The following is a 25169-nucleotide window of genomic DNA, read 5'->3' on the forward strand; positions in this document are numbered from 1 at the left end:
GGAAAATTCAGGTCACGGGCTTTTGACGCCGCCGGTAGCATGCGCGTGCATTTCTCTTTTCGAAGAGTTGAGCGGGTACTTTAGGTCATGATTATCTTAGGGCGATCTAAAGAGACTTCATAAACGGGATACTCACATCTTCTTGTAAAGCCTAGCTTTTGAGCAGCAGCGATAGAAGGTTTGTTATCCTCCCAACAGTGCCATCCAACATCAGTGATTCCACGAAGCAGTGCATAGTTAATAACAGCTGTTCCTGCCATTGTGGCTATTCCTCTCCTTCTATATTCTTTAATTGTAGCGATGCCTAATTCACAGCGGTGGCCCACATTCTACTCTGACATGCACCAACCCACGATTTCTTCGTTATGAATGACACAATGGCCGAAGCTCTTTTGTAGGAAATCTTCAACAGAGGGCCTTTCTGACTGCGTTTCTTCAATAGCATAGTTTAGGTCTCTCAGGTGATGCTGCATGCATGCATACATGCACCCATGGCCATTGCGCGGGCAAAGCGAATTTATGTTGGTGTTGAGTAGTTGGAGGTTTGCAAGAGCGTGGGCTGAGACTGATGAGCAACCTTTTGGGTAGGATTAAAGCTGAGTTCTCTTTCATGCGAGGGAACTTGCTTACTCTAATTATCAGCTGGCTCTTTGTTTTTTTCACGTTCTCGATGACTTTCTCTTTTGAGTCCCCATTTTTTAGAGAACTAGGAGCACCCCCAGTGGTCATTGGTTTGATGGGTTCTGTTGGAGCTCTGGTGTTGGGACTAGTTCGGATTCCCGGAGCCTACATTGCTGACAAGTATGGCAGAAGGCAGATAATTGTAACGATGACTTTTGTCATCACTTTTTCCTTTATCTTCTACGTATTCGCACCAGACTGGAGATTTATCCTCATTGGAATGATCATTTCCAACCTTAGCTTGATTTACCAACCTGCCCTAGATGCTATATTAGCGGACTCCATTCCTTCTGAAAAGCGTGGAATGGGATACGCGGCGGTTAACGTGATCCCCAACATACCAGCCATATTTGCACCAGCAGTAGCAGGCTTCTTGGTGGAAACTTACGGCATTATCCCAGGCATGCGAATAGTCTACACAGTGGTTGTCGTCTGCATGTTGGCTGCAGCCTTTGTTAGGCTGTTTTTTCTTCGAGAAACCCTTGAGTAGCCTCAAAAGATCAGGCTTGAGGAGATGCTTGGAGCTTCCAAGAACTCTTTAGGCGCAATAGCAGAAGCCTGGAGAGAAATGCCAAAGACCCTTAAGTTCGTAACAGTGGCGTTCCTGGTGAGCGCTTTTGAAGAACCTATGTTTCGAATGTTCACAGCCCTCTACGTATTTGACGTAATCGGAGTAAGCGAGATGCAATGGGGCATCGTAAACACTGCTTCAATTGCAGCAACACTCGTTCTAGGGTTCCCTCTCGGCAAAGTTGTTGACAAGATTGGACGGAAGAAATCCATACTCCTCGCCTACACTCTCTTCATCCCATCAACCATACTCTTCATATCTGCAAGGAATTTCCCTCTACTACTCACGGTAAATCTACTGTTCGCCATGGGAGGATGCCTAATAATGCCAGCTTACAACGCGTTGCTAGCCGACCTGATCCCTAAAGAGAAGAGAGGCAGAATTATGGGAACAATCGTAACCTTGAACATCCTAGCAACAGTTCCCGCATCGGCTCTAGGCGGGATCCTCTACGGCGTAGCCCCCACATATCCATTCATCTTAGCCATGATCCTAGGGGCCACTGTAAGCCTGCTAATACTATTCACAGTTAAAGAGCCCAAGACGAAGGAAGAGTAGATATCGCAGCGCAGGAAGTAACTCCCATGACTCTTGGAACCTTCACAGAATAATTGCTCTCTCAACATGGGTCTGCGATGCTTCGAAACTGATGGGCGAGAGGGATTTGAACCCTCTCCACAGTGGAGATATCCCCCGCAAACTCCTCTTTTTTTCTGTTCCTGAGCGTGGGTCGCAAGCCTTGCAGCCAAGGCTGAGTGGAGAAACCTCTTAAGGGCTCGCGCGCAGCGAAAATAGCTATTATTTGTCAGAAAATAGCTAGAATATGACTAACTCCTCCAGTGGCAACGCAACAAACTTTGTCAGCCGCGCCATAATAGATGAAGAGTCTATCCTCAAGCACTACCGCCCCTTCAGGGAATACCACGTTGGGAACGTCGCCAACTTTTTCATAGTCTTCCTCTGGTTCCAGGATTGGCTGTGGCAAACGACCAATAACCTTTGAAGGATCGTGCAGGTTCAACAATGCAGCGCCTGCTCTGTACTTATGGTCAGCGCTAACCCCGTGATAGATCAAGAGCCACCCTTTCTCGGTCTCTATCGGCGGCGGCCCAGTGCCTATCTTTTCTGCCTCCCACCCCCTTTCCGGCCTCATCACGATTTTGTGGGCATACCAGTCTTTGAGGTTTTCAGAATAGGCAATCCAAATGCTTGGGTGGTCTGTGCCGTAATCAGGACCTACCCAGTCACGAGGCCTATGGAGCATCACATACTTGCCATTAATTCTTTTAGGAAAAAGCACAGTATCCCTTTCATAAACTCCAGAAGGAGTAATGCAGCCATGTCTTCGCAAACGGCGAGGTAGACTATGTAGCTCATCCAAAGAGGATAGATCGTCTAATGAAGCTAAAGATATGCGAGGTGTGCCCCTTTCAGAAAGAATGACACGGGCTTTCTCACCGGATATGCCTAACCTGGGAAAAAGGGCTCTCGGAGGACCGCTTCGCCTGGAGTGAGCAACATACGTCATGTAAAGCTTGTTCTCAAGTATAACGGTTCGAGGGTCCTCAACCCCCTCCTTTTCATACTCTTCTACAGGCTCAAAGACTGGATTATCTAATCGTTCAAAATTGAAACCATCCTGACTTGTTGCACAGCCGATCCTAGAAACATATCTCTCGTATTCCCCAACCGCGCGATAAAGCAGATAGACTATGCCATTCCAATAGAAGGCGGCGGGATTGAAAACCGCTATAGATTCCCACCAGTTCTCTCCGGGTTCTAAAATGGGGTTATTCTCGTAACGTTTCAATTTCACTTTGCGTAACCTCAGTAGATTTATAATGCGCAACTCTTTATGAGCCTATTTGTGGTAAAACATCAAGCACTGAGAAGATGGATATGAAAATAGCGATAATGTCTCCTTGGAACGACTGTTGCGGCGTATCGGTTCATGCAGAGCTTATCGGCAAGGAGTGGATGAATCAAGGGCATGAAATCGTGGTCTTTGCTCCAACTGACGAGAGGGTTGGAGGCAGGATACCCGTTGAAACCGAGGATGAGAGACTCGTTTACAGAAACTGGGAGATGTACAGATACGGGGCTAAAGTTGAGGATGAAAGCGGCTTGGATTTATACTTCGACCCGAGTCCGATTGTCAACGAGGATTATGACTTCTTCGTCCTCGAGAAGCCGTGCTTAACCCCTCTCGGGAAGCTACTCAAAATCTTCGATGTGGTAAAGCGAAAGGCGACCACGATAGCGGTTATGCACGAGGGAAGAGTTCCCCAAAATGTGAACTTCTACAAGTTTGATTGGGACGTAATCACATTGTTTGATGAACGTTACAAGAAACTTTTAGCCGACGTTATACCCACAGATAAGACACATATTGTACCCTACCCATGTCACCCAATTGTTGAAGGTAACATGCTGGAAGCCAGATCAAAGTTGGACCTTCCACAGGAGGAAGACACAAAAATCGTCCTAGCCTACGGAATACGCCTAAAAAACCTACGCGAAGTGCTTCCAATCTTCAAGGGGCTACGCAAAACATATGATGTCGTTCTATTGATGTTGACCAGCCATGAGGAGAGTGTTGGAGCTGCCAAAGATATGGGTCGCGAATACAAATTTACAATCTTTAGAAAAGAAGCCCCGCCGACAAGCAGGCTTTACACATACTTCCACGCTTCAAATGCCATCCTCGTACATAAGACTGCTGCGGACTACCTACCAACGTCAAGTACCGTCCACCTATGCTTGGGTTCAATGCGTCCTATCCTCTGCCCAGATAACAACTTCGTCGAAGTATTCGACGGAGAGGTGATGAAGTACTTAAACTTAGACGAATTGAGAGAGAGGCTCGTCGACGTTTTCGAGGGGAGAAACGTTCAATCCATCTTAAGTAACGCGAGAAAGTACATAATAAGGAACTCAGCCAGCAACATAGCGAACACCCTAATGAGGCTAGCCCGGTCAGTTAAATGAAAGCAGAACAAATTTTTTAGACTTCAAGAAAGCATAGTTGGTTCTAACATGTTTGATTGTTCTTTTTGTCAATCGTGTGCATGTGTATGGCTACTCTGTAGGCATATACTACTGCGGTTGGGGCCTCGTTCTTTTTATAGGAGACACAACCACAGCCAAGTCTGAAACTATTAGGAAACTTATCCGGCTGCTTGGTGGGGGTATGCTTGTCACAGGGGAAACCGCGAGCACCGTGGGCCTAACCGGCACAGCTACACAAGTTGAAAGGGAAGGCTGGTTCGTGGACTGGGGGTTTTTGCCGCTTTGTGACCGAAAACTATTAGCATGCATGCATCGAACATCGCTAACAACAATGGTGTCGCTGTCTTTTTGAACACGTGTAATTTTACAAGCACCTGCTGAAAAATTCTGTAAGATGATTATTACTGCTATGACGACTATCACACCGATAGCTATTGGAACAAGGTTTTTCCAAATCGGTTTCCTTGGTTTCTGCTCCACCTTGCAACACCAAATCCGAGTTTAAGCATTCCAAATAAATAACACTTTCAGTGAACAACTACAGCGCGCCATGTCACAAACCATACGGGGTCAGGCAATAAGAAAGCGGGGTTGCCCTAGCCTCGTAATAAATGGAGATGTCTCCCGCAAACTCCCCTTTTTTATGCGGCGTCCATTTGGTTTTTTGGCTTTTTCTGATGCTTTATAACTCAACAAGTAGATGGCTATTGATATTGTGAACGTGCCAAATATGAAGCCTTACACGCCAGAGGATGAACAGCTGTTATACATACTGCTCGTAGGGAAGAAAGTAAACATGTGATATCGTGCATCTACACTAAACTATCTTTGAGATGGTTTACTTTTCTCAGGCTCACCGGCTATAACCTCCTCTTCTATGAGCTCAACAATGAGTGTTGGCCCTTCCTTTGCCAAGATTTTTACCCTACGATTAGGCTTTATGATCGTGTCTGAACGTGCCTTCCAATACTCACCACGAAACCGAATAAACCCCACTTTCTCCGGGCCAATCTCATCTAACGTTCGACCAATTCCACCAATAAGTTCAAGCACAGTAAGTCGCTTTTTCTTCGCCTTAACTATCTTATAAAGAACCAACGCTGAGAAACCTGTCAAAATTCCTACAAAAGCTATCACCACAACCATGAAAAACTGGTACCATTCTGGAGAAATCAGCCATCGTGTAGGATCAAATCGAAGCAAAAGCAACGTTCCTACGGATAAACAAAATATTCCAGCTGGACCAAAAAACTGGAGTCCTGGGTCTCTCATCTCCACGAATACTAAAACTCCGCCCAAAGTAATGAGTACAATAGGTAAGAGATCAACATGGAACCCCAGCCCAATTAAACCCAAGATTAAAAGGATGCCTCCTATGATTTCTCCTTCATATCCAGCGGTGAAGAAGCCAAAAATGACGCCGTAAACCCCAAGAGTGAACAAGAGATACGCGATCATAGGGTCTGAGATGACACGTAAAACCCGCACATGTATGCTTGCCCCAAAATAGTGTATCGCCGCATTTTTTGTTTGAATCGTCAATTGCCCTTTTTCCGCCACTTCCACGTCAATTCCGTCAACAACATCTAGCAGTTCTTCTAGTGTAGTCGCCACTTTTTCTATGACTCCATAGTTTTTCGCATTCTCTGCCCCTATGTTAAGGTTCTCCGTCACGAACTTGGCAACAATCGTTTCATTTCTACCGTGCATTTTTGCTCTTTGAACAATGAACTCCGTTAGCGAATTGATTAACTTTGGATCCTGTATCAACTCTCCAGTTGGGTATGCCCGTGGAGCACAAGATCCTAGAATAGAGAACGGTGCCATCGCCACTACGTGTGATGAAAGGACGATAAAAGTGCCTGCAGACCATGCCGTTGCTCCTTTCGGATGTACAAACGAAATCACGGGGATAGATGACCGTTCAATAAGGTCTATAATACTAAATGTTGCATCTAGCGAGCCTCCATGAGTGTTTAAAAGAAGCACCACGGCCTTAGCATTGACTTTGTAGGCTTCATCCATCCCCTCCTTAATGAGTTCTGAAGCCCCAAAGTTGATCACTCCATCTAATTCTATAACGATCACCGAATCACTGCTGGATCCAAAAGAAGTACAAACACCCAGCCATACAGAAAAAAAGAGGATTATAACAAGTACGCGCGCGACACGTAAGCTCATTTCTTCTTAACCTGTTCCCCTTTCCCCGCGGTTGCGCGGGCTATGGCAACGATGTTCCCAAGTTCGCGTAAGTCAGTGGTCGAAGTAACCACTACCAGATTCTTTTCTCGTGCAATGTCTGTCAGTGTTTGGAGCTCTCGCAACTTTAATGTGATCGGGCTTTTGCTGTAGATTTCTGCGGCCTGCGCCATCTTCTCCGCTGCGATATATTCTCCCTCAGCCACGATTATCCTGGCTCTCTTCTCTCTCTCAGCCTCTGCTTGCTTTGCAATTGCCCTCTGCATTTCCGCCGGAAGTAGGACATCGCTGATGGCTACCGCGCTCACTTTTATACCCCACGGGTCGGTAATTTCATCTATTTCCTCCTGAATCTGCCTTGTGAACTCTGTCGTTTTTATCAACAGGTCATCAAGCTCCGCGTGACCTAAGACATCCCGTAACACGGTCTTTGCTAACGTTTGAGTGGCATGAACGTAATTCTCTACCTCGCAGATCGCCTTTACGGGATCGATCACTCGATAATACACAAACGAGTCTACATCGCACCGTATGTTATCCCTCGTAATTATTTTTATCATGCGTGCATCGTATGTTATGGTTCTTAAATCCACTACGCGTGTTCTGTCGATTCCTGGTATAATGAAAATCAATCCTGGACCCTTGGCACCGACGAGTCGACCTAAGCGGAAAATAACTGCTCTCTCATATTCTCTCACGATTCTAATCGAAGACGTCAGGATGGATAAGACAATTATCACGAGAACAAACAAAGCAAGGATTTCATATATCAAAGGAATCACTGAAAAACCATTGAAAGATGCCCATTAATAAATGTATATCTCAAGTCCCCCTTCTCCTCCTCAGCACACCCTCCAAAGGAGCCACGAAGGCAAAAAAACTGCTTTCATGGTGAAAATCAATTCTGAGAAATGAGCTGCTAGAAAGAGCGCGCGCGCATGACAGCAGCTTGGAATTATTGAGCGGATAGAAAAATTACGACTGCTGGAGTAGGGGAATATTGTTCTAACATTGATTTTTAGATTAATAATTGGATGTAGTCTGCTATGAAATGAGCGATTATGGCTCCTAATATGGCGAGTAGAGCATATTTTAGTCCTTCTTTGTAGGGTTTTTCATGGCTTATTTTGCCTACGTAGCTTCCTAGAATGAATGCCATTATGGTTCCGATTACGAATGTAAGTATTGTAGCTTGGTTTATGGGGAGAACTATGAATGGGGATAGTAGAACTAGCACAGCGGCGATTGTTGATGTGAATGCAAAGAGGGTGTTTGCGAGGATCTCCTTCTTGGAATGTATTCTTGTTATTGATCCATGGTCTGTCGTTGCATGAATTTGCAATGCTCTTTCCGCTGATTGAGACATGAAGAACCCGATGGAATTTCCAAATGCGTTAGCAAAGCCACCGATTATTCCAGTAATTATCACAAACCGAGTGGAGGAAGTAACCTCAACAATCCCTATTATCAGACCTAAACACATAATCAAACCATCAGCAAGCCCAAAGGCGATTCCTTCTAAACGATAGCTTTCCTTTGATGATTCTTCAGTCATCTTGCAGCCCCTTGTTCTAAAAGCTAGCCAGATGACCACGATTTATACATTGTGTTGACAAAGAGGCCGATCGGACCACGAATAAGCCGCAATGTAGTTAAATTCTTGGAGAGCCATGTGATGCGGGGCTCGTCTGCTCTTAGTTCGTAACTCTAGTGCTTGGTGAACATTTTAAAGTCAGATATTCGAAATTGTCTTGTGGTGTAAGAATTGGTCCTGCCAGCTAAAATCTTCGAGATAAAAGAAGAAGCTAACCCCGAACTAATAGTTGGAAAGCTCAAGGATTTCCGAGAAGAGGAACTTTACGAAACGGAGAAGGGAGAAACCGTAAACCTAGTAACAGAAATTCTAGACTTGAAACTAGAAGAGGGCACGGTCTCAGGTGTTTTCAGCAAAGATTTCGTGCAAAGACGTTTCTACAAACGGAAGTTGATCGAGACCCCCATCACGGAAGAGTCCTCTTTTTGGATTAAATTATTCAATGGAAGAGTTTTCATCATCGTGTCAGCGCCTTCTGTGGCCCGCGGAGTGAAAAAACTATTAACAAACTACGTTGCGAACAAGCTTAGCAAAGTCCTTTTTATCACGCCGCATGCGATTGTCGAGGCAAAAATTTCCCACGCAACTCTGAAGAAGCTTCACGAATCAAACCCACAGGCGACAAGGCTCATATGGTTTGACCAGGTTGACATACCTGGCGTAGAAAAACTTTGTCTGGCAGGATCGGGGCTCACTGATACAAAGCTATATCGTGATTATCTTGAACATGGAAAAATCTGGTATGTCGTCTTTGAAGTCCATAAGCGCGGGATTACAGTCGGGATGACGAGGAATAGTGTAGTGACGCTCTTCAGCAAAAGCACTCCTGAAGAATTCGTAGAATACATCCTAGAAGACATTCTAATGCTCATTGAGTAATAGAATAGGTACGCATGGCATTATTCTTCCATCATTCTTGGGTGAACCGAATGACGACAATGGGGACACGTCACTTGACCTCTGGGGTAACTTGCCCGCCACTTCTTTTTACAAAAAGGACATTGCAGCTTCATCGTCTTTCCAGGAAGAAAGAATTTTTGTCGACTAAACATAAGCACTGCGATCCCTGAAATCAACGTTGCCACTGCCAAAATTACGAAATATGCTAGTTTAAATTCGATACCATGAGTCAGAATGAGTTGTTCTTCCCAGAGAAAAGCCCAAAAGGCTGACATGGGATCTGCGTCAGAAGACAGTTTCGGCCATGCTTTCCACGCCACAACAATAAGTGTAGTAAGCCCAATGAAACAAAGCGTTGCACCAAGTACATAGCCCAGCTTATGCCGTCGAACTGTCATCTTCAACTTTGCAAACTCCAAATTTAGGTTGTCTCACAAAAAAGAGTTCTAATTAACTTCTTAAAGTTGTTATGAATCTAAACATCAGGTTACGTTTACGCTTGTGTGCGAGTAGTTATCTAAAGAGAAACCTTTCAAACAACTTCTAGATGTTTTCTTAACGAATTTGAGTGTCACATGTACCTGCGTGTTGAAAACGCAAAAGTTAACTCTCAAGCTCAAGAAAGCTTCAGATATGGTGTTAACACGCGTTAGAGATGTAATAGGCAGCGTATACTCTGGAAACTCGGCTGAAGATTTTCTAAAGATGTTGGAACCTGCTAAATGACTAGAGTGAAAGTCTGAAGCTTGGAAAAGGTTTATATGAGAATTCAACAGATTCAGTTTTCCATTAGTTGTATAAGGAGAAAGTTGAATGGGAAGATTGCTAAAAAACAAAACGTTGAACTATTGGGTTTGCGGCATAATTTTCAGTATAATCTTCGCAATAATCGGCGCCATAACCAATTTCGCAATAGATACAGCAGAATTTATCGTAGGAGCAGTTCTTGCATTTATTCTCTACATAATTATCATGCCATATATTACTGGGCGTCTGGTGGATTTCGTCTCGGATAGGTGGATGGATTAGCCACGTTAGAAAACGTGCGTGCACAAAGAGAGAAATGAAAATCAACGTACATTGAGAGTAAAGAAAACGCTTTGAAGCTGAGCGTAAAGTTCTTTCTTTTTTCTTGAAGCCTCTAATTAAGGTCTTCCTACAATTACCCTTTAGTTTTTCCCTAAACCTGTTTTGACAAAAAAAGAGTTGGGAGGTTGCGCTATTCGTGGTCCCACCGTTTGGTGACCCTTACTATGATGAAGACTACGAAGGCTACGATGATGAAGGTTATCAGCGCTGCCAAGAATTCTCCTACGCCGAAAAGCTGGCCAACATAGTTTGGGTCTATTGGGGTCCCCTGGCTATCCAATTCTGTCGATGGAACTGGTATTTTGAATGTGGCGAGATTTCCAAGGCCGGGTACAGCGAGGCCTATTACGGGCATTACTAAGCCTGTTACAAGTGCTTGGACAAGGGCACCGAGATAAACACCCATGATAAAGGCGACAGCAAGGCCCATGACTTTGTACTTTGAAAGGAAGTCCCTGAATTCATTCCACATGCCTTCCTTTGGTGGCGGGGATGGCGTCGGCGTCAACAATTCACGAATCTTTGTAAGCTCCTTCAACATTTTATCTTCTTTCGTCAACCTTTTCCCTCAGCGCTCCCTCATGTTCACTTGCTTTTATAGATTGTCCGATTTCAAACATGCCCCGCGCGCGTGCCAGCTCGCTAAATGAGTAACAAAGCCTTTGTTTTCTTTCTTTTCCGTTTCTTTTTTGTGGCTTTTTTCTTTTCTACACGTTTCTTGGCTGGTTTTCTTTTCTTTTTTGCCTGTTTGGTTACGCTTGTGGGTGCAGGGATTTTTTGCTTGCCCAAGACGGTTCTGAAGGCTCCATGTTTAGGACATTTGAAAAGCCCTATGTGAAGTTGAAGTCTTTCGCCTTTTCGGTTTGGGCGTCCCGCCATCTTCCAAGTCTTTCTCGGCCTGGCGACTTCCACTCCACACTTGGGGCATTTAGCCACCCAGCCTCTTCCAGCTATAAAATACATTCGCCCCCTAACGATTTTCATACTAGTCTTTCCTTTCTCCACCAAACGATAAAGGAGGGCAGTAAAATCTGCTATGGCGAAGGTTGACATTTTACTGATTTCAGGGATACTGAATTCCGTGTGATAACGTATTCCCTCCATTATTTCTTGGGACGTGAAGGCTCGATCTTTTCGTTGTTCCAAAAAAGAAAGTATTTCCTCTTCTACTTTGCTGTGGAGTTTTCCATTTTCAAACGCTTTCTTATTTATGGGCATAAGATTCCTCCTTTTTAGTTTCGACGTCTCAAATCTTGTTTTGCATAAACGCGCGTGTGAATATCCCTCTATCTTGATCTTGCTTTGACTCTTGGCTCAAGCAATGTCCAAAGCCATTCTACAAATTCTCTCAAGTTCTTGGTTTGAATATATACGTCGCCTGGACCCCTAATTTCAGTGACTAATCCTTCTCCGCCCAGCAAAGTTTCTTTTAGTCCTCCGAATTTCTTAACTTTATAGTCGCAAGTATCACTGAAGGCAACGAGGTGGAAGTTATCAACAATCAAGGTTTGATCCGGCTTCAGTGTATGTTTGTCTATGGCACCGAAAGTGTTTATGAAAAGTGTTCCGTCACCTGTAACTTTTACCATGAATAGTCCTTGTCCGAAGAGCCCTTTTGTGAAGCCTTGCCATTGAATGTCTAAATCTACGTTTTGAGTGGAAGCAACATAGGCGGCTTTTTGAATTATGTAGCCTTGGTTTGGCTTAACTTCTAAAGTTTCGATGTCGCCCACTGGAGCTGAAACAAAGGCCACTTCTCCCTCATTTTGTTCTGCTCTGTAATCATTTACCCAGAAGGACTGACGTCCAAACAATTTCAAGCCGATGCTTCCTAGAAGGCTTTTCTCACGCTTTCTAGTGTGAACATCAATGTTTGGGTCCATATAGGTCATTGCTCCAGACTCTGCGGTTATAGTTTCGCCGGGCTTCAACTTGACAACAAGCATTGAATAAGAAGGCTTGTACTTAATTTCATATTCCACTTCTATTCCCACTTCAAATGTTTGTAAGTGAACTTGTTAATAAAATTGCGCGCTCACAAATCTGAACCGCGCTTTCCAATAGCCTTACAGCCAAGCAGCCAGGACCATCAGCGCGTGACAGCGCAGAGATATTCTACAACGTTTTGTGGATAAGTTTTAAATTCACCGCAATGAAATCAAATTCGGCTCCTGCTTAGTGCAGCATAATAGAAATGTTGTGTGACGTTATGGAAAAGGAAAAGATATTACAAACGATAGAACGTGACAAAATAGACTTTATAGATTTGATGTTCTGTGACCTCTACGGTAATTTAAAGAGCGCCACGATTTCGCCCAGAGAGTTAGAGGATTGCCTTGACCACGGAAAATGGTTTGACGGCTCTTCTGTAGAAGGATTTACTAGAATACACGAAAGCGACATGCTACTGGTTCCAGACATATCCACGTACCTCCGTCTTCCTTGGCTGCGTGATGACAGAAACGTGGCAAGAATAATCTGCGACGTTCATGAACCAAGCAAAAACCCATTTGAAGGCGATCCTAGATATATCCTGAAACGAGTTCTGGAAAAGACCAAAAGCAAGGGGCACTCCTACTACGTGGGTCCAGAAATCGAGTTTTTCCTATTTAGATCCAAAGAAAATGCAACTTATCACGATACAGCTGGATATTTTGACTTCTCGCCCCAAGACTTTGCAACTAGTATACGAGCGTTAATGGTTACCACCTTGGAGAAATTAGGCGTAAAAGTTGAAATGTCGCACCATGAATGCGCTCCAAGCCAACATGAAATAGATATACAATACTCTGAAGCCTTGAAGACTGCTGATAACGTGATGATTCTTAAACAAGCCATTAAAACTGTTGCGAGCGACAAAGGTTTACATGCGACTTTCATGCCGAAACCCATCTACGGCGTCAACGGAAGCGGAATGCACACACATCAATCAATCTTCAGCAAAGACGGCCAAAACCTCTTTCATGACAAAGAAGACAAGTACAGCCTATCTTCTCTCGCTTATTACTTCATGGGAGGCCAACTTAAATACATGCGAGAAATCGCAGCCATCTTATGTCCCACAGTAAACAGTTACAAACGGCTTGTACGAGGGTACGAAGCACCCGTTTACATTTGCTGGGGGCAGAGAAATCGCTCAGCGTTGATTAGAGTTCCTAGATTCAGTGCGGGAAGAGAAAAGTCAACGAGGCTTGAACTAAGATGCCCCGACCCAAGCTGCAACCCCTACTTAGCCTTCGCTATCATGCTAGCTGCTGGTCTCAAAGGCATCGAAGAAAAGATTGAACCACCATCTGCCGTAGAAGAGGACGTATACGGCTTTGACGATCAAAGACTTGCAAAGTTTTACATCAAAACTCTGCCGGCAAATCTCCACGAAGCTATCGAAGAGCTTGAAAGAAGCAAATTGGCGGAAGAAACATTAGGTGAACACGCGTTCAAAAAATACATTGAGGTCAAGTTAACAGAATGGAATGAATTCCAGAGAAGCGTCACAGACTGGGAGTCTGACAGGTATCGAAACTTGTAAACTAAATGTGCTTCTCTAACATTAATTCTATGTCGCCAGACCTTGCTTTGCTATTTTATACGTTTTCGTTACGTCTTCAATTTCACTGTTTTCGAAAGCGTACACTTCTTTCAAGTTCTTCTTCCAGTTTCGTTCATACATCTCAGGATCATCTATCCTCTTTTCCGAAGGGTCAACGTGGACCCACTTGCCCTGCTTTTTGTCCCAAACCTCTGTCCACGCATGATCTGACATGTCAAGGATTAACCTTGCACGGTAACCGTTCGCAAGGCAGATAGCTGTGAACAAGACACTGAATTCTCTGCATTTGCCCTGGCCATACTCAATTATTTCAAAAGGATCGCTATGGCGCACAATGTCGCCCTTGTTGAGTTCTACTCTGTCATGAACCCATTCGACCAGTTCGGGCAAAGTCTGCCTTTTCTTAAAGAATTTTTCAAGCCGGCTCAGTAAAGAGGGGTCTGTCAGTCTTTCGCTGATTCTCCGGTACATTTCTATGGCTTCCGGATTCGGCGATGAATTCATGGCATTTTTCTTCCGGTTTCAGATACTTATGGGCGAGGTTCAACGATATATTTCTTAGGAGGCTTCGAAAATGTGTTATGAAAGAGAAATAAATACTCAAAATCAGTGTCGTGCGTGCGTAAGCTAGTTTTATTGCTGAAAACGTGGATTCCAAATATTTACTTATGTTTCTTAAGAGATTTATCCGCTGCAATATATCCTTAAAGAGAGACGGTGCTATGACTCGTTCAAAGCTGGAAAGGTATCTTAGCATTCTTGAAGTTTTGGTTTCTCGACCCTTGGAACTTGAGATAATTCTTTATCAGGTCGACGAAGAGTGGGGTATTCTGAAGGAGTATTTGGACTTTCTGATTCTGCATGGACTTGTTGAGAAACTCCCCTTAGACAAGAAAAGAGTCGTTTACACAGTCACTGAGAAAGGACTCGCATTACTGAGAACGCTACAAGGACAGGAATATCTTGACGAACACCAGAACTTATTGCTAGTATACGAAGAATAAGCGCGCGCATAGTATTATTCGAGTATCTGTAGTATAGTCAGGTTAGAATAGCCTATAATGGAGATATCTCCCGAAGTCCGTACCTTTAATTGGCTTCTTGGCGTTTCTGATATACCAGTTCATGTAAGGTCAGTCTGGTAGATAAAGATTGGCTTCTTGTTCTGTCAGTGCGCACCATGTTGGAATAAGAGGAGCATTTCATCAATATCCATGCTCAGGGCTCGCATCAATTATGGTTCCGTTCCTGTATTGAACTTCCACACCTGATGCTTGCTGAAATTCTGGCCTAATATTCTTTAGATTTTGGATTTCAACCAAATTCCCTATGTACCATGGATCAAAGATCAACCATTTTCCTTTGTTTATTACTTCTGCCCATTGATGGTCAATATTTTTGAAATGCGCTTGCCTTGTCTCATATCCAGCGTCATGCAATAACTCTTCTATCAATATAGCGGCTTGCCCGCAGGAGCCCCAGCCTTGATACACTATCAGACTTGCTCTGGTAACTCCCCAAATCTTCATTATGTATGGATCAAGAAGTGTACTGCTAATCTGGATGTCGATTCTGAACGACGCCTCAGGTTTATTGTAAGCGTTACGGACGTGGGCATTCAGAAAGGACGACACATTGTTGGTATAATCGTGAAGCCCCAAGTTTTCATTCTCAGCAACAAATGCATCAATCATTTTGCCAGCCTGCGACACCCGTGGCATGAAGACCAGTGAGAATGAAAATATGACCATGAATGATATAGCCAAACTAAGAATAAACATGACTATTGTCCTGTTCTTCTTCAGTTTCATTGGGGTTAGAAAAGAAACTGATAATATGGCTATGACTAGTGGGATCAAAACTAAAAAATCTAGAAGGGGAATAGGTCCAATTAGCCTGCCAATCTCAAGACAGGTAAATTTCCATGGTATTGCCGAGACTATCGTGACCGCAATTACCACATATAATATGGGAACATACTTCAACGCCTTCACAAAATCTGCACGTTTTAGGTTAAAAGCTCCCTTCATCTCGAATCTCAATACCGAATACCACACTTAGGATTAAAACTTTCAGTAAGGCGGGGTTTTTGTAAACGGCCTTGCTCGCATCAGCGGGAGTCTGGCGGGAAGTCACATTATAACGGGCGACAGAAACCCCCCTAAAGGCTAGGGGGGTTGGGGGGTTTTGACCGTCTGCCTGCATGAGCTGGTCTCTAGGAAAGGTTAATCACAACCAAATAGCGCTAGGAAAACCCAGAATGGGTTGTCCTGCTGCAAGCCCTCCCTCTTCCCTTGGGAAGGGGGACGGTGGGGAATGGGTGAGTAGCCCGATGTCTGAGGTTGGGGGGTGGGGGTTGGGTGGGCGTAAGCGACCAGCTTACGACCATGATTTTGCGGCGAGAAGCTAGCAACAGAGTGATATTCCACATATTTTCCACAAAAGTTTAAATAGAATTAAATGGGTAACCGAGTTGTGGGGGAAAGCTCATGAATGTTGATGATGAGTTATACATGCGCACCCGTGGAAGACATTATCGCCTTGAGCGTGAGCGTTTTTATTGGGGTTTCCATCGGCAACGACTTAAGCTTTTTAATATTGGAATTCTTGTCGCTTGTTCCTTGATTGTGTTGTTCTCTTACTTGTACAACCCAGATTATTTCATTGTAGTTTTGACGTTCTCACTACTAACAGGCCTCTTGACAATAGATCTTCACGCGTCGCTCGGGAACATCGCCCGATTACTGTATAGGCTCAATATGCAGACATCCTATCTCCGCGAACGCGTGCTGAGACCTACAATGTCGCGACGCGCCGATATCTTGTCTAGTCTAGGTATTTATGAGCCTGACGTCTACGCTGCAAAACTCAAAGAATTCAGGAAAACTCCTAAAATCTTCTACTATTTAGATAAATCCGTAGTCGAATCTCTTCATAATCAGATAGTGTCTTCAATAAGAACACGAGAAATAACGACTGAAAGCGAAGTGGCAACTTCAAAAGGGATTGAACTAAGCTTTCCAATCAGGCCATCTTATCGGAGCGAGAAATCAGGGAAAGAGAAAATAAGGGCAGAGGTAATCGAGTCTGTGGAAGGAAAATTCGAAGAGGTTCAGAACTATCTTCTTAACAATGAGCTTGTCCAAATAGGGCTAGAAGACTTCAAGTATAACAAGGAGGCTGAGAGCGAATTTCTGGCCACATCTCAGGAAATTAAGGAGAAGTTTGATTTCCAGTTACCTAAGAATGTAACGGAGCAGTTCATTAACATAAACAAAAAGAAATATGTGGATTCCAAGATAGAAGAAGTGAAATCTGCAAGCGGATATATTTTGATGTCTGGTGAGTTCCGTGTTTCGACGAAAGGCAAGGAATGGGGTGTTACATATAAACATCCCGTTAGTTCCGTAATTGACTCGGAAACTGGAGATCAACTTGTATTTGAGGCTTTTTGTCCTAAAATAGAGATGACAACAATTGGAAATGACACATTTAGCAAAACCGATAGGGTAAAAATGGTTCTATTGGCAAACATAGTTAGATTTGATGGACACAAGCTGGAGCTTTTCATGAGACCAATCGCAGTATACTCTTAAGAAGAGGTGAAATTCACTCAAAAGACATCTCGCCGCTTACGTTGAACCGCAACTTTTTCGAGGGACTCTGAAGGTTTTGAGATCCCTAAGAGTCCCACACGTAACTGCATCTCAGCTCCCCAGACGCTTGCTTGAGCATAGTGGTATCCTGCCTATTGCGAAAAGTATTAACTCTATAGCAAAGTATTTTTGCAACTGTTAAGTAAACCCCTAGGTGGTTTTGATGGAGAGTTTAAGGCTTAAGATACGCAAGTCGAAAAATGGGACATATTATGTTCCAAGTTTATCCATAAGAAAACTAAGGTCATTGGCACAGGCTAAGAAAGGAAAACGTCGCTGGTTCTTAAGCAAAGATGAAGGAAGTCTTTATTTGGAGTAGTCACGGGGTTGACGCTTCAATTTCTTTTCAGAGTCTTGAAGAGCTTCATTTATGACTTTCTCAAATGCCTTCAAATTTGACAACCCTTCGATTCTCACGGTCTCTGTAATCTTCTGACGCACAAGCTCAGGAACCTGCATATTTAACTGAACTATCATATTTTGATTGCCTGAACTGTCAACCTGAAAACTCCTTCTTAGGTTTTCCAAGAATCCTTGAAACGCTTCTGTAGTTTCAAAAAGGTCTGCAAACTCAACCAGCGGTTCCAGTCTCCCAAGTTCATGCTTCGTCCTAATATTCTCCTCAGAGATGGTATCCGTTATCAGTTTTTGCCGAGTCAGCTCCTCTTGAAGCTTGTTTACTGCACTCTTTAAAGACTCGACTTTCTCAATATCTACTTTTGGCTGTTCTTTTATGGTCTGGAACTTTTTCAGTTGCCTGAACTTCTGTTGGAGATTAACGGTTGTCAAGTAGGTGTCGTCAGACTGAGTGATGGCTTTTCCACAGAGTTTTTTGCCTGCTGTCAAGCCAATTCCTGAATCTATGGCTGCAGAGAGAAGCATTTTTCTGAAACAATGGAAAGTTAAGCTTTTACCATTCATAGCAATTTTGCATTTTTCAGCTAGCCTCTGTAACAGTCGGTTAAGCCATTCATCTGAAATGTGACGATTTCCATTAGAGGGAAACAGGTAATGATTGCCCTTCTTTCTTTCTAATGTGGGCAGGTAAACTCTAAGAAGGTCTACAGTCTCTTGGCTCAAGAACCCGTGTGCTATTACTTTTTCTTTGCCTGTCATTAAATCAAAGGGGATTGGTGGTTCTTGGTTCAATGATGGCAGGTCATCTTTCTTGAGTTTGATGAAGTCGCTTATTCTTAGCCCTAGGTCTGTAGCCATGCTTAGAATGATTCTTTCTCTGAGGTCTGCAACTTCAAACATTTTTCTGACGTGTTCAATTCTTAGGGGGAAACTTTTGGTTGTCTTGACTGTTTTTGTGACTTTGCTTCCTGCTCTGATTCTTACAGGCATTTGGTAAAATCTGAAAAGCTGCCTTATTCCAATGGTCAGGTTTCTTGAAGTATTAATTGAATATCCTTGTGACAAAAGGTAGCTGTGAAACTTTTCTATTTCTTTTCCGAACCTTACAGACCTGTTCTTGTATTCAATGAGGTTTTCTCCTGCTCTCTGGGTTAGGTCATCTTTTCTTATTTCAAGGGTTTCTTCTGCGCTTTTGCCATACCATTCACAGAACTTCTTGATTCCATATCTGTATTCTTTTTTGGTGTTTGGATTTTGCACTGAATCTAAGAACTCTATTAAACTCAATTCCACTCATCTACACTTCCTTTATATTGTGTGGTATATCAATGTTTTCATAAAGCCAACTAATTGTAAGGTGTGCTCCCGCAATCCCCTCATTTTTCCTTTAACCATCCAAAACATCTATGTATGTTGGTAAAATCCTGCCATGCATGGGTGTGCGCGCATACGCAGACCTTATATCTATCGCGTCTTTGTCTATCGGAACTAAGCTCTTAGGATATATGCTGATGAGATTCACCGAAAATCTCAAGGAACAGTTCCCGTTCATCAAGGGAAATTATTTGATACTCATAATAAGCTGGATTCTAATGGATTTTGCAGGTGAACTGCCGGGAACTTACTATCCGGATTATGTGATCCAACTTGGCGGAAGTGCCACAATTATAGGATTGATCTCTCTTGTTTCGATGTTGTGTCTAGCTTCTGTTCAACTCCCCGGAGGCTATTTGGCTGACAAGTATGGTAGGCGTTGGTTAGTCTCAACAATGACATTTGGGGTAGCTTTTTCGTACATTTTCTACGCAGTAGCACCAACTTGGCACTTCATTTTGATTGGAGCCGCAATACAAAACCTTTGTCTGATTTATCAACCAGCACTGATGGCGACGATGGCAGATTCCTTGCCGCCAGAAAAGCGAGGAATGGGATTCTCTATTCTAAATCTTATAATGAGTGTTGCAACGACTCCGGCTCCGTTAGTGGCTCTCTTCTTGATATCAACCTACGGCTCAGAGACTGGCATGCGAATAGCGTACACCATTGTCACGATATTCTTTATTGTTGCAGCGATTGTGCGGCTAAAATTAACTGAGAGCATGAAAGAAACTGAAAAGGCCACTCTAAATGACATACTACACTCCTATCCGGAATCTCTAAGACAAGGATTAAGCGTTTGGAAAGCAGTGCCACGTTCAACATTGTTCTTGTTCTTCTCCACCATTATCATGCGTGCAGCATTTGCAATGGTGATGGGGCTCTTCTTGGTCTACGGGTTCTATGTTCTTCAAATAGGGGGAGCCCCGCAACCACAGATTTTCACACTTGCGATGGATCCCGCTCTCCAAAACGCGCGCGTTCTCTGGGGTTATGTTATGATCGCTGTATTTCTAGCGATGATAGTTATGTCGTTACCTGTAGGAAAGCTGCTCGATAAGGCTGGCAGAAAAATCCCGTTAATAATGTCCGGTCTCCTGATGATCCCCTCCATTTTGCTTTTCATTTATGGGAATTACATCACCCTTTTCATAGCAATGCCCCTTCTCGGACTCGCCCAACTTCTAGGTTTCTCAGCTTATCAAAGCTTGTTTGCAGATCTTGTCCCCCAAGCACAGAGAGGAAAAGTCACAGGCTCAATGCACTTCTTCACCTACATATTCATGGCTTTTGGAGGACTTGCTGGCGGGCTCTTGTACGACAATGTATCCCCGCAAATCCCCTTTCTAATCATGCTCATCCTAATCATCCTGTCAATTCTCATAACGATCTTTCGCATTAAAGAACCCCAACCTGAAGAAAGAGAAGCCTAGTATTACGCGCGCATACGCGCTACTCGGACAAAGACGACTCTAACCCTTTTTTGCAACTATACAAAAATTTCTACATGATGTTTCTTCATGCAATTGCAAAAAACCACTTTGCGCATATACACATCGTTGAAGCCCAAAAGAATAGATATATAGAGTCCCACTGAAGAGTTTATACGCAATTTAACATACTTGAGGAAAAAGAATTGGCAAGTAAAAACGAAATCCCTGAAGTCAAGATCGTTGAAACTGAAAAAATCAAATTGAAAAACCCTCTTGTCATTCTAGGTTTCGCCGGAGTCGGATTAGTAGGAGGAATAGCAGTTGCCCACATCATCGAACAGCTAGAGATGAGGGAAATCGCCCACTTACGATCCAGATACATTCCGCCAGCAGTGGTCTTCATGAAAGGCAAACTAAGACACCCCTTCAGAATACACTCCAACAAAACAGGCAAACTCTGCACAGTCATTTCCGAAATTCCACTTCGCTCAGACGGAGCCTACCCAATATCCTCCACGCTTTTAGAATGGATAGAGGCAAAAGGAGCAAAGGAACTTGTAGTTTTAGAAGGATTCAGCGTTAACCATTTCCCAAAAGAGCGAAAGGTATTCTGCGCCGCAGAACCCGAAACAATTAAGAAATATCAAGAAAAAGGCGTAAGAATGATAACTGCGGGAATCGTTCAAGGAATTGCCGGCAGCATCCTAGACGAATGCCTATCCAGAAAAATCTCTGGAACCGCCCTTCTGACCCCAGCAGTCTCGTTTATCCCCGACCCCGAGGGCGCAGCAGCACTAATAAACACCTTAAATCGAATCTATAACTTGAAAGTTGACATTAAGGAGCTTCTAAACAAAGCAGAAGAAATCAAACAGAGATTACAGGATCTTGCCGAACGCCATCGAAAAATGAGAGAAGCAGAAGAAAAAAGCGGAGTGCCCGAAAGAGTATACATCTAAAATCGCCACGCGCGCCAGCATTCCACCAAGACATTACTATGATTAAGAATTAATAGAATCTTGCCAAACGACAACACACCCACAAGTCGCAATCACGCTAAGTTTGTACTTTCAATGGCAGATAAGGAACGCCACGTGCGCTACGAATGGTTCAGATATTTTTCACAATCTAAATTAGGATCGCCTAAGTCGCAAGAAAGTTGCAGAATGCATGCAGAAGCTTATGAAACCACGCATGATTTCTGGGATATTGCGTCATTTGGTTGAAGGCTTTTGACTTATTGCCTTTGAATTGGTTTTCTGCATGGCTGTCGAGTTGGTTTGGAACTGGACTTTTATTTGAGATTCCTGCTTCTGATTTTTTCCAGATGTTTGGTCGTGTTTTTTCAGAGTTTTCTAGTTTTTGGGGTTTGATAGCTTTTTCCATTGTTTAACCATCATTTCAGAAACGCGCGCGGCGTTTATTAAGCAACAAGACCAAATCAGCTTATCTGCACCGGAACGGGTTTAAAGAGTGGTTAACGAACTGAAAAATGAGAATGTGAAAGCAACACTGCGTTTTATTGGAGTTGTGAAGAAAGTTGAAGAGGATGAAGCAAAAATACTTTTGTTCCCCCGATTCTGCCCAGGGCTTAAGGGTATAGAAGCCTTCTCTCACATAATTATCCTATACTGGACTCACCTACGTGACAGCAAAAAGGAAAGGAATACCTTGTTAGTTTTTCCGAGAAGACACGAAGTAAACGTGGAAACTGGCGTTTTTGCTTGTCGAAGTCCTTCCCGACCAAACCCCATAAGCTTATGCGTAGTCGAACTAGTGAAAGTTGAAGAATGCATCTTAACAGTAAGAGGCCTTGATGCCTACGAAGGGACACCAATAATTGACGTTAAACCATACATGCCAAGGGCTGATTCTATCCCTAATGCAAGGGTTCCAGAGTGGACATCACGTGGTCCTCCAACATGAAAGAAGCCGATTCTGTTAGAGTGGTAACAGTTATCGACAATAATGTCTGGAAAGAAGGGTTGATGTCCAGCTGGGGATCTCTTTTCTTGTTGAAGCCTTTTACGACGATGGGAAACAAAATATATTAACGGATACAAGCGGGGCATATCAGACATTCTTCGATAACGCGTTGAAGCCCCCGCATAGATTCTTACGGTTTCGCCTTCTTAATGATTGAATGGTTAATGGATGGGCATAACCATTAAGAGTGTTGAAGTGGAATTTGAATGAGGTTTTATGTGAACAGGTGGTAAGGGCGCCTTATGGACATTAAAAGAGGCTTAATTGTTGTTTCAGTTTATCTTGGCGTTTCAGTTTTGATTTTTGCCAGCGACTTTATACCGCTTGGAATGGTTGAAGATGTCAGTGTTTCACCTGCATTTTTCTCTCTTATCTTGCTTGTCCCACTTTTCTTGTGGTACATGCGTATACGTAGAATGCTTTCTTCAGAGGACGAAACGGAGGAAAACGTTGTCTGGGTTGAGATCTTCGCCTTATTTCTATTATCAATGGCTGTTCGTATCCCTTTTGTGCTGGTTATGGGGATGGCTTTCGAGAAGACCGCAGTTATTTACCTTGTCGTCTTGACCGTTGCTTTGGTTAAGAGAAACAATTTAGGTGTTCTTGGTTTCAGAACCGAACATTTCACCCGTTCGCTCTTGATAGGTTTAGTTTATTATTTGGTGTTTGGAATGGCTTTGTTCGCAACGTTCTTCGGCTTAATCTACGCGTTTACTGGGCATCTAGTTGTTACGGGTTACGATCTGTTTCCATCTCTCTTCGTTTTTCCCTTCATGACCTTCTGCGTAGGCGTCAGCGAGGAAGGCCTGTTCCGAGGCTTCATACAGACACGCTTAGCAAAGTTCTATAGTGAAAGGAAGGCTTTGCTGGTTCAAGCTTTGCTCTTCGGCGTTTGGCACTTCATCTGGCATGTTTCCCCGTTCGACTCAGTCGGAATGCTACTACACGTTTCCAGCACCTTCGTTTTCGGCTTAGTTTTTGGACAGTTTTACAGAAAGTCGAGGACCCTTATTCCACTTATACTCGCACATGGTCTGGTGGACACAATCGGATACGGAGCCACTTTCAATCCGGAGCTAGAAATGGCGGATCCCCGTGTTCAAGGGATTCAAGCACTTTCTTTCATCACAGGCATAATCATCCTTGCCTTGTGCACAAAGTTTCTAGCAGGAAAGGCACAGGTTAACGCCGAAACGCATGTGCGTGCACAGCTCTGAAGATGCATGCATGCAGTGGTAATGGAAAATGGTAATGTTGGGCGCGCGCGCATGAAGTTTTTTCCACAAGCAATAAAACTGTAGAAGATGACTGATTCTAGCCATGGGAGACCTACTTGCAGAGAAGGGAACTGTTTGCGGCAGATCAGAGTTGCTATTCTTATCCAAGTCTTGAATTCTTTTGTTAGTGGCATTCTTACAGTTGTTTTGCCTTTGATGATGGCAGAGAGAAACATTGACATAGTGACTATGGGTCTTGTTTTTGCAGCTATGCCTATGATTTTTCAGCTTGGAAGAATGTTTTTTGCCATCGTGTCTGATTTTTGGGGGAGAAAGCCTTTCTTTGCCTTGAATGGAATATTGGGGGTTATCTCAAACTTGATCTATTACTTAGCATATACCCCGTTGGAATTCTTATTTGGAAAGGTTATGGAGGGAGTTAAAAGCGGTTCTTTGTGGGCAGTCAATAGAGCCTTCCTTCTAGAAAAAAGTGAGAGAAAATGGAGAACACTGGTAAGTTTAAGAACAACAGCTTACATTTCTTCTGCTGTCGGGAGTTTGTTTGCTGGTTTTCTTGTGGTTTGGTTCTTCTATGAAGGAACTTTGATGTTGTGTGTTTTACTTGGAGTTTCTGTTATTCCACTATCTCTCTTGTTGGTGGGCGGAGTAAAGAAAAAGTTGAGTGTATCGAAAGCTTTGCATGTGTTGGATTTTAGAAAGAAGAGAAAGATTTTCAAGACCTGTTTTTTCCTGTTTTTTGTTATGGGTTTGTCTTTTGGATTTGTGAGTGGCTTTGTCTATCCCCTGTTTTTGAGTAGTAATGGCTTTAAAGCTGAGACAATAGGTATACTGCTTGGTTTGCAGATCTTATTAGCTGGTTTCATCTCGCATCTTTTTGCTGGGAGATTTGAAATAAGCAAGCTCATAATCATCAGTGGGGTGCTCTACTCATTTGCACTTATTTCTATTGGATTCTCGAGTTCAGTAATTGCTGGTATTCTTGTAGTTGCTTATGGTGTTATTGAAGGTTTTCTTGGCATTGGTCAGGAGGGGATTCTGTCAAGGATTGTAAATAAAGAATCTTATGGAACTGACATAGGATTGTTATGGATGGGGCACCATTGTGGAAGATCCTTCAGTCTTGCCATGTCAGGGTTACTTATCTCGCTATTTGGTTTTGTAGCTCCATTCCTAGTGTCTGCTTTCATTTTCGCACTCTTTTACATACCGTCATTCTTCATTCTAAGAGAGTAGTATAGACAAAAGGGAAATGCCTTACATAACTTATGATGTCGTGAGCGCAGCATTATAGAAGATTGAAATTTCTTCCATGAACCAATGTAAATGCAGATCGAATTGACAAAAATTCAGCAGACTTAATCTTAGATTCAAGAGATGATATGTAAAAATGGATGGATAATTTGATGAGTGAATCCAAGAAACACGAATGTTGCGGTCAAACCTTTAACACAAAAGAAGAATTGGAAGCACATAATGAGAAGCATCACAAGAAATCTTGTTGCAAGTAGCCAAACAACATAATCCCAAAT

At 43.3% G+C, this 25169-nt stretch carries 27 protein-coding genes; 14 read left to right on the forward strand and 13 right to left on the reverse strand.

Annotated elements, in window-relative coordinates:
* Nucleotides 1-80: 80 nt before the first annotated feature.
* Nucleotides 81-326 carry a GNAT family N-acetyltransferase gene (locus NWE91_09595; protein ID MCW3986640.1) on the reverse strand — a complete coding sequence of 82 codons (246 nt, stop codon included), beginning with the start codon at nt 324-326 and terminating at the stop codon, nt 81-83.
* Between the two features lie 284 nt (nt 327-610).
* Between NWE91_09595 and NWE91_09600 the strand changes: the two genes are divergently transcribed.
* Nucleotides 611-1171, forward strand: a complete 561-nt coding sequence (locus NWE91_09600; protein MCW3986641.1) for an MFS transporter — start codon at nt 611-613, stop codon at nt 1169-1171.
* Between the two features lie 78 nt (nt 1172-1249).
* A complete protein-coding gene (locus tag NWE91_09605; GenBank protein ID MCW3986642.1) occupies nt 1250-1810 on the forward strand; it encodes an MFS transporter in 561 nt (186 codons plus the stop codon).
* Between the two features lie 247 nt (nt 1811-2057).
* Here the strand turns inward: NWE91_09605 and NWE91_09610 are convergent, their stop codons facing one another.
* Nucleotides 2058-3068 carry a glycosidase gene (locus tag NWE91_09610; protein ID MCW3986643.1) on the reverse strand — a complete coding sequence of 337 codons (1011 nt, stop codon included), beginning with the start codon at nt 3066-3068 and terminating at the stop codon, nt 2058-2060.
* An 83-nt stretch (nt 3069-3151) separates the two neighbouring features.
* On the opposite strand from NWE91_09610, the gene NWE91_09615 reads away from it, so the two are divergent.
* Both NWE91_09615 and NWE91_09620 read left to right on the forward strand, forming a co-directional pair.
* Nucleotides 3152-4240, forward strand: coding sequence for a hypothetical protein (locus NWE91_09615; GenBank protein MCW3986644.1), 1089 nt, complete (start codon nt 3152-3154; stop codon nt 4238-4240).
* Nucleotides 4241-4292: 52 nt separating this feature from the next.
* Entirely contained in the window at nt 4293-4613 is a 321-nt protein-coding gene (locus NWE91_09620) for a hypothetical protein (GenBank protein MCW3986645.1), read from the forward strand.
* A 470-nt stretch (nt 4614-5083) separates the two neighbouring features.
* Here NWE91_09620 and NWE91_09625 read toward each other — a convergent pair whose 3' ends face one another.
* The 3 genes from NWE91_09625 to NWE91_09635 form a co-directional block, all read right to left on the reverse strand.
* Nucleotides 5084-6349, reverse strand: coding sequence for a nodulation protein NfeD (locus tag NWE91_09625; protein MCW3986646.1), 1266 nt, complete (start codon nt 6347-6349; stop codon nt 5084-5086).
* Nucleotides 6350-6438: 89 nt separating this feature from the next.
* Nucleotides 6439-7233, reverse strand: a complete 795-nt coding sequence (locus NWE91_09630) for a slipin family protein (protein ID MCW3986647.1) — start codon at nt 7231-7233, stop codon at nt 6439-6441.
* Between the two features lie 245 nt (nt 7234-7478).
* Entirely contained in the window at nt 7479-8015 is a 537-nt protein-coding gene (locus tag NWE91_09635; protein MCW3986648.1) for a VIT1/CCC1 transporter family protein, read from the reverse strand.
* Nucleotides 8016-8225: 210 nt separating this feature from the next.
* On the opposite strand from NWE91_09635, the gene NWE91_09640 reads away from it, so the two are divergent.
* Entirely contained in the window at nt 8226-8933 is a 708-nt protein-coding gene (locus NWE91_09640) for a hypothetical protein (GenBank protein ID MCW3986649.1), read from the forward strand.
* Between the two features lie 20 nt (nt 8934-8953).
* Here NWE91_09640 and NWE91_09645 read toward each other — a convergent pair whose 3' ends face one another.
* Entirely contained in the window at nt 8954-9358 is a 405-nt protein-coding gene (locus tag NWE91_09645) for a hypothetical protein (protein MCW3986650.1), read from the reverse strand.
* Between the two features lie 409 nt (nt 9359-9767).
* On the opposite strand from NWE91_09645, the gene NWE91_09650 reads away from it, so the two are divergent.
* Nucleotides 9768-9983, forward strand: coding sequence for a hypothetical protein (locus tag NWE91_09650; GenBank protein ID MCW3986651.1), 216 nt, complete (start codon nt 9768-9770; stop codon nt 9981-9983).
* Between the two features lie 190 nt (nt 9984-10173).
* On the opposite strand, the gene NWE91_09655 is transcribed toward NWE91_09650, so the two are convergent.
* The 3 genes from NWE91_09655 to NWE91_09665 all read right to left on the reverse strand — a co-directional run bounded on the left by NWE91_09655 (nt 10174) and on the right by NWE91_09665 (nt 12025).
* Nucleotides 10174-10602: an MscL family protein gene (locus tag NWE91_09655; GenBank protein MCW3986652.1), complete on the reverse strand. Its 429-nt coding sequence runs from the start codon at nt 10600-10602 to the stop codon at nt 10174-10176.
* Nucleotides 10603-10685: 83 nt separating this feature from the next.
* Nucleotides 10686-11261 carry a hypothetical protein gene (locus tag NWE91_09660; protein MCW3986653.1) on the reverse strand — a complete coding sequence of 192 codons (576 nt, stop codon included), beginning with the start codon at nt 11259-11261 and terminating at the stop codon, nt 10686-10688.
* Nucleotides 11262-11329: 68 nt separating this feature from the next.
* Nucleotides 11330-12025 carry a TIGR00266 family protein gene (locus NWE91_09665; protein MCW3986654.1) on the reverse strand — a complete coding sequence of 232 codons (696 nt, stop codon included), beginning with the start codon at nt 12023-12025 and terminating at the stop codon, nt 11330-11332.
* 227 nt (nt 12026-12252) lie between these two features.
* On the opposite strand from NWE91_09665, the gene NWE91_09670 reads away from it, so the two are divergent.
* Nucleotides 12253-13572 carry a glutamine synthetase family protein gene (locus NWE91_09670; protein MCW3986655.1) on the forward strand — a complete coding sequence of 440 codons (1320 nt, stop codon included), beginning with the start codon at nt 12253-12255 and terminating at the stop codon, nt 13570-13572.
* Between the two features lie 27 nt (nt 13573-13599).
* On the opposite strand, the gene NWE91_09675 is transcribed toward NWE91_09670, so the two are convergent.
* Nucleotides 13600-14097: a transglutaminase-like domain-containing protein gene (locus NWE91_09675; protein ID MCW3986656.1), complete on the reverse strand. Its 498-nt coding sequence runs from the start codon at nt 14095-14097 to the stop codon at nt 13600-13602.
* Nucleotides 14098-14315: 218 nt separating this feature from the next.
* Here NWE91_09675 and NWE91_09680 point away from each other — a divergent pair, with 218 nt between their 5' ends.
* On the forward strand, nt 14316-14597 hold the full coding sequence (locus NWE91_09680; protein ID MCW3986657.1) for a winged helix-turn-helix domain-containing protein: 282 nt from the start codon (nt 14316-14318) through the stop codon (nt 14595-14597).
* 201 nt (nt 14598-14798) lie between these two features.
* On the opposite strand, the gene NWE91_09685 is transcribed toward NWE91_09680, so the two are convergent.
* Nucleotides 14799-15623, reverse strand: coding sequence for a hypothetical protein (locus NWE91_09685; protein ID MCW3986658.1), 825 nt, complete (start codon nt 15621-15623; stop codon nt 14799-14801).
* A 459-nt stretch (nt 15624-16082) separates the two neighbouring features.
* Here NWE91_09685 and NWE91_09690 point away from each other — a divergent pair, with 459 nt between their 5' ends.
* Nucleotides 16083-17189: a hypothetical protein gene (locus NWE91_09690; GenBank protein ID MCW3986659.1), complete on the forward strand. Its 1107-nt coding sequence runs from the start codon at nt 16083-16085 to the stop codon at nt 17187-17189.
* Between the two features lie 366 nt (nt 17190-17555).
* Here NWE91_09690 and NWE91_09695 read toward each other — a convergent pair whose 3' ends face one another.
* Complete coding sequence (locus tag NWE91_09695) at nt 17556-18893, reverse strand: site-specific integrase (protein ID MCW3986660.1); 1338 nt, start codon at nt 18891-18893, stop codon at nt 17556-17558.
* 224 nt (nt 18894-19117) lie between these two features.
* Between NWE91_09695 and NWE91_09700 the strand changes: the two genes are divergently transcribed.
* On the forward strand, nt 19118-20416 hold the full coding sequence (locus NWE91_09700; protein MCW3986661.1) for an MFS transporter: 1299 nt from the start codon (nt 19118-19120) through the stop codon (nt 20414-20416).
* A gap of 203 nt (nt 20417-20619) precedes the next feature.
* Nucleotides 20620-21375, forward strand: a complete 756-nt coding sequence (locus NWE91_09705) for a proteasome assembly chaperone family protein (protein MCW3986662.1) — start codon at nt 20620-20622, stop codon at nt 21373-21375.
* Between the two features lie 184 nt (nt 21376-21559).
* Here NWE91_09705 and NWE91_09710 read toward each other — a convergent pair whose 3' ends face one another.
* Nucleotides 21560-21802 (reverse strand): hypothetical protein, encoded by a 243-nt coding sequence (locus NWE91_09710; protein MCW3986663.1) that lies wholly within the window; start codon nt 21800-21802, stop codon nt 21560-21562.
* 87 nt (nt 21803-21889) lie between these two features.
* Between NWE91_09710 and tsaA the strand changes: the two genes are divergently transcribed.
* From tsaA to NWE91_09725, 3 genes are all read left to right on the forward strand, one after another.
* A complete protein-coding gene (gene tsaA / locus NWE91_09715) occupies nt 21890-22342 on the forward strand; it encodes a tRNA (N6-threonylcarbamoyladenosine(37)-N6)-methyltransferase TrmO (GenBank protein ID MCW3986664.1) in 453 nt (150 codons plus the stop codon).
* Nucleotides 22343-22644: 302 nt separating this feature from the next.
* Entirely contained in the window at nt 22645-23619 is a 975-nt protein-coding gene (locus tag NWE91_09720) for a CPBP family intramembrane metalloprotease (GenBank protein MCW3986665.1), read from the forward strand.
* Nucleotides 23620-23754: 135 nt separating this feature from the next.
* Complete coding sequence (locus NWE91_09725) at nt 23755-24873, forward strand: MFS transporter (protein ID MCW3986666.1); 1119 nt, start codon at nt 23755-23757, stop codon at nt 24871-24873.
* The last annotated feature ends 296 nt before the right edge of the window (nt 24874-25169 follow it).

This window comes from Candidatus Bathyarchaeota archaeon (genome assembly GCA_026014805.1).
Classification (GTDB): Archaea; Thermoproteota; Bathyarchaeia; order Bathyarchaeales; family SOJC01; genus JAGLZW01.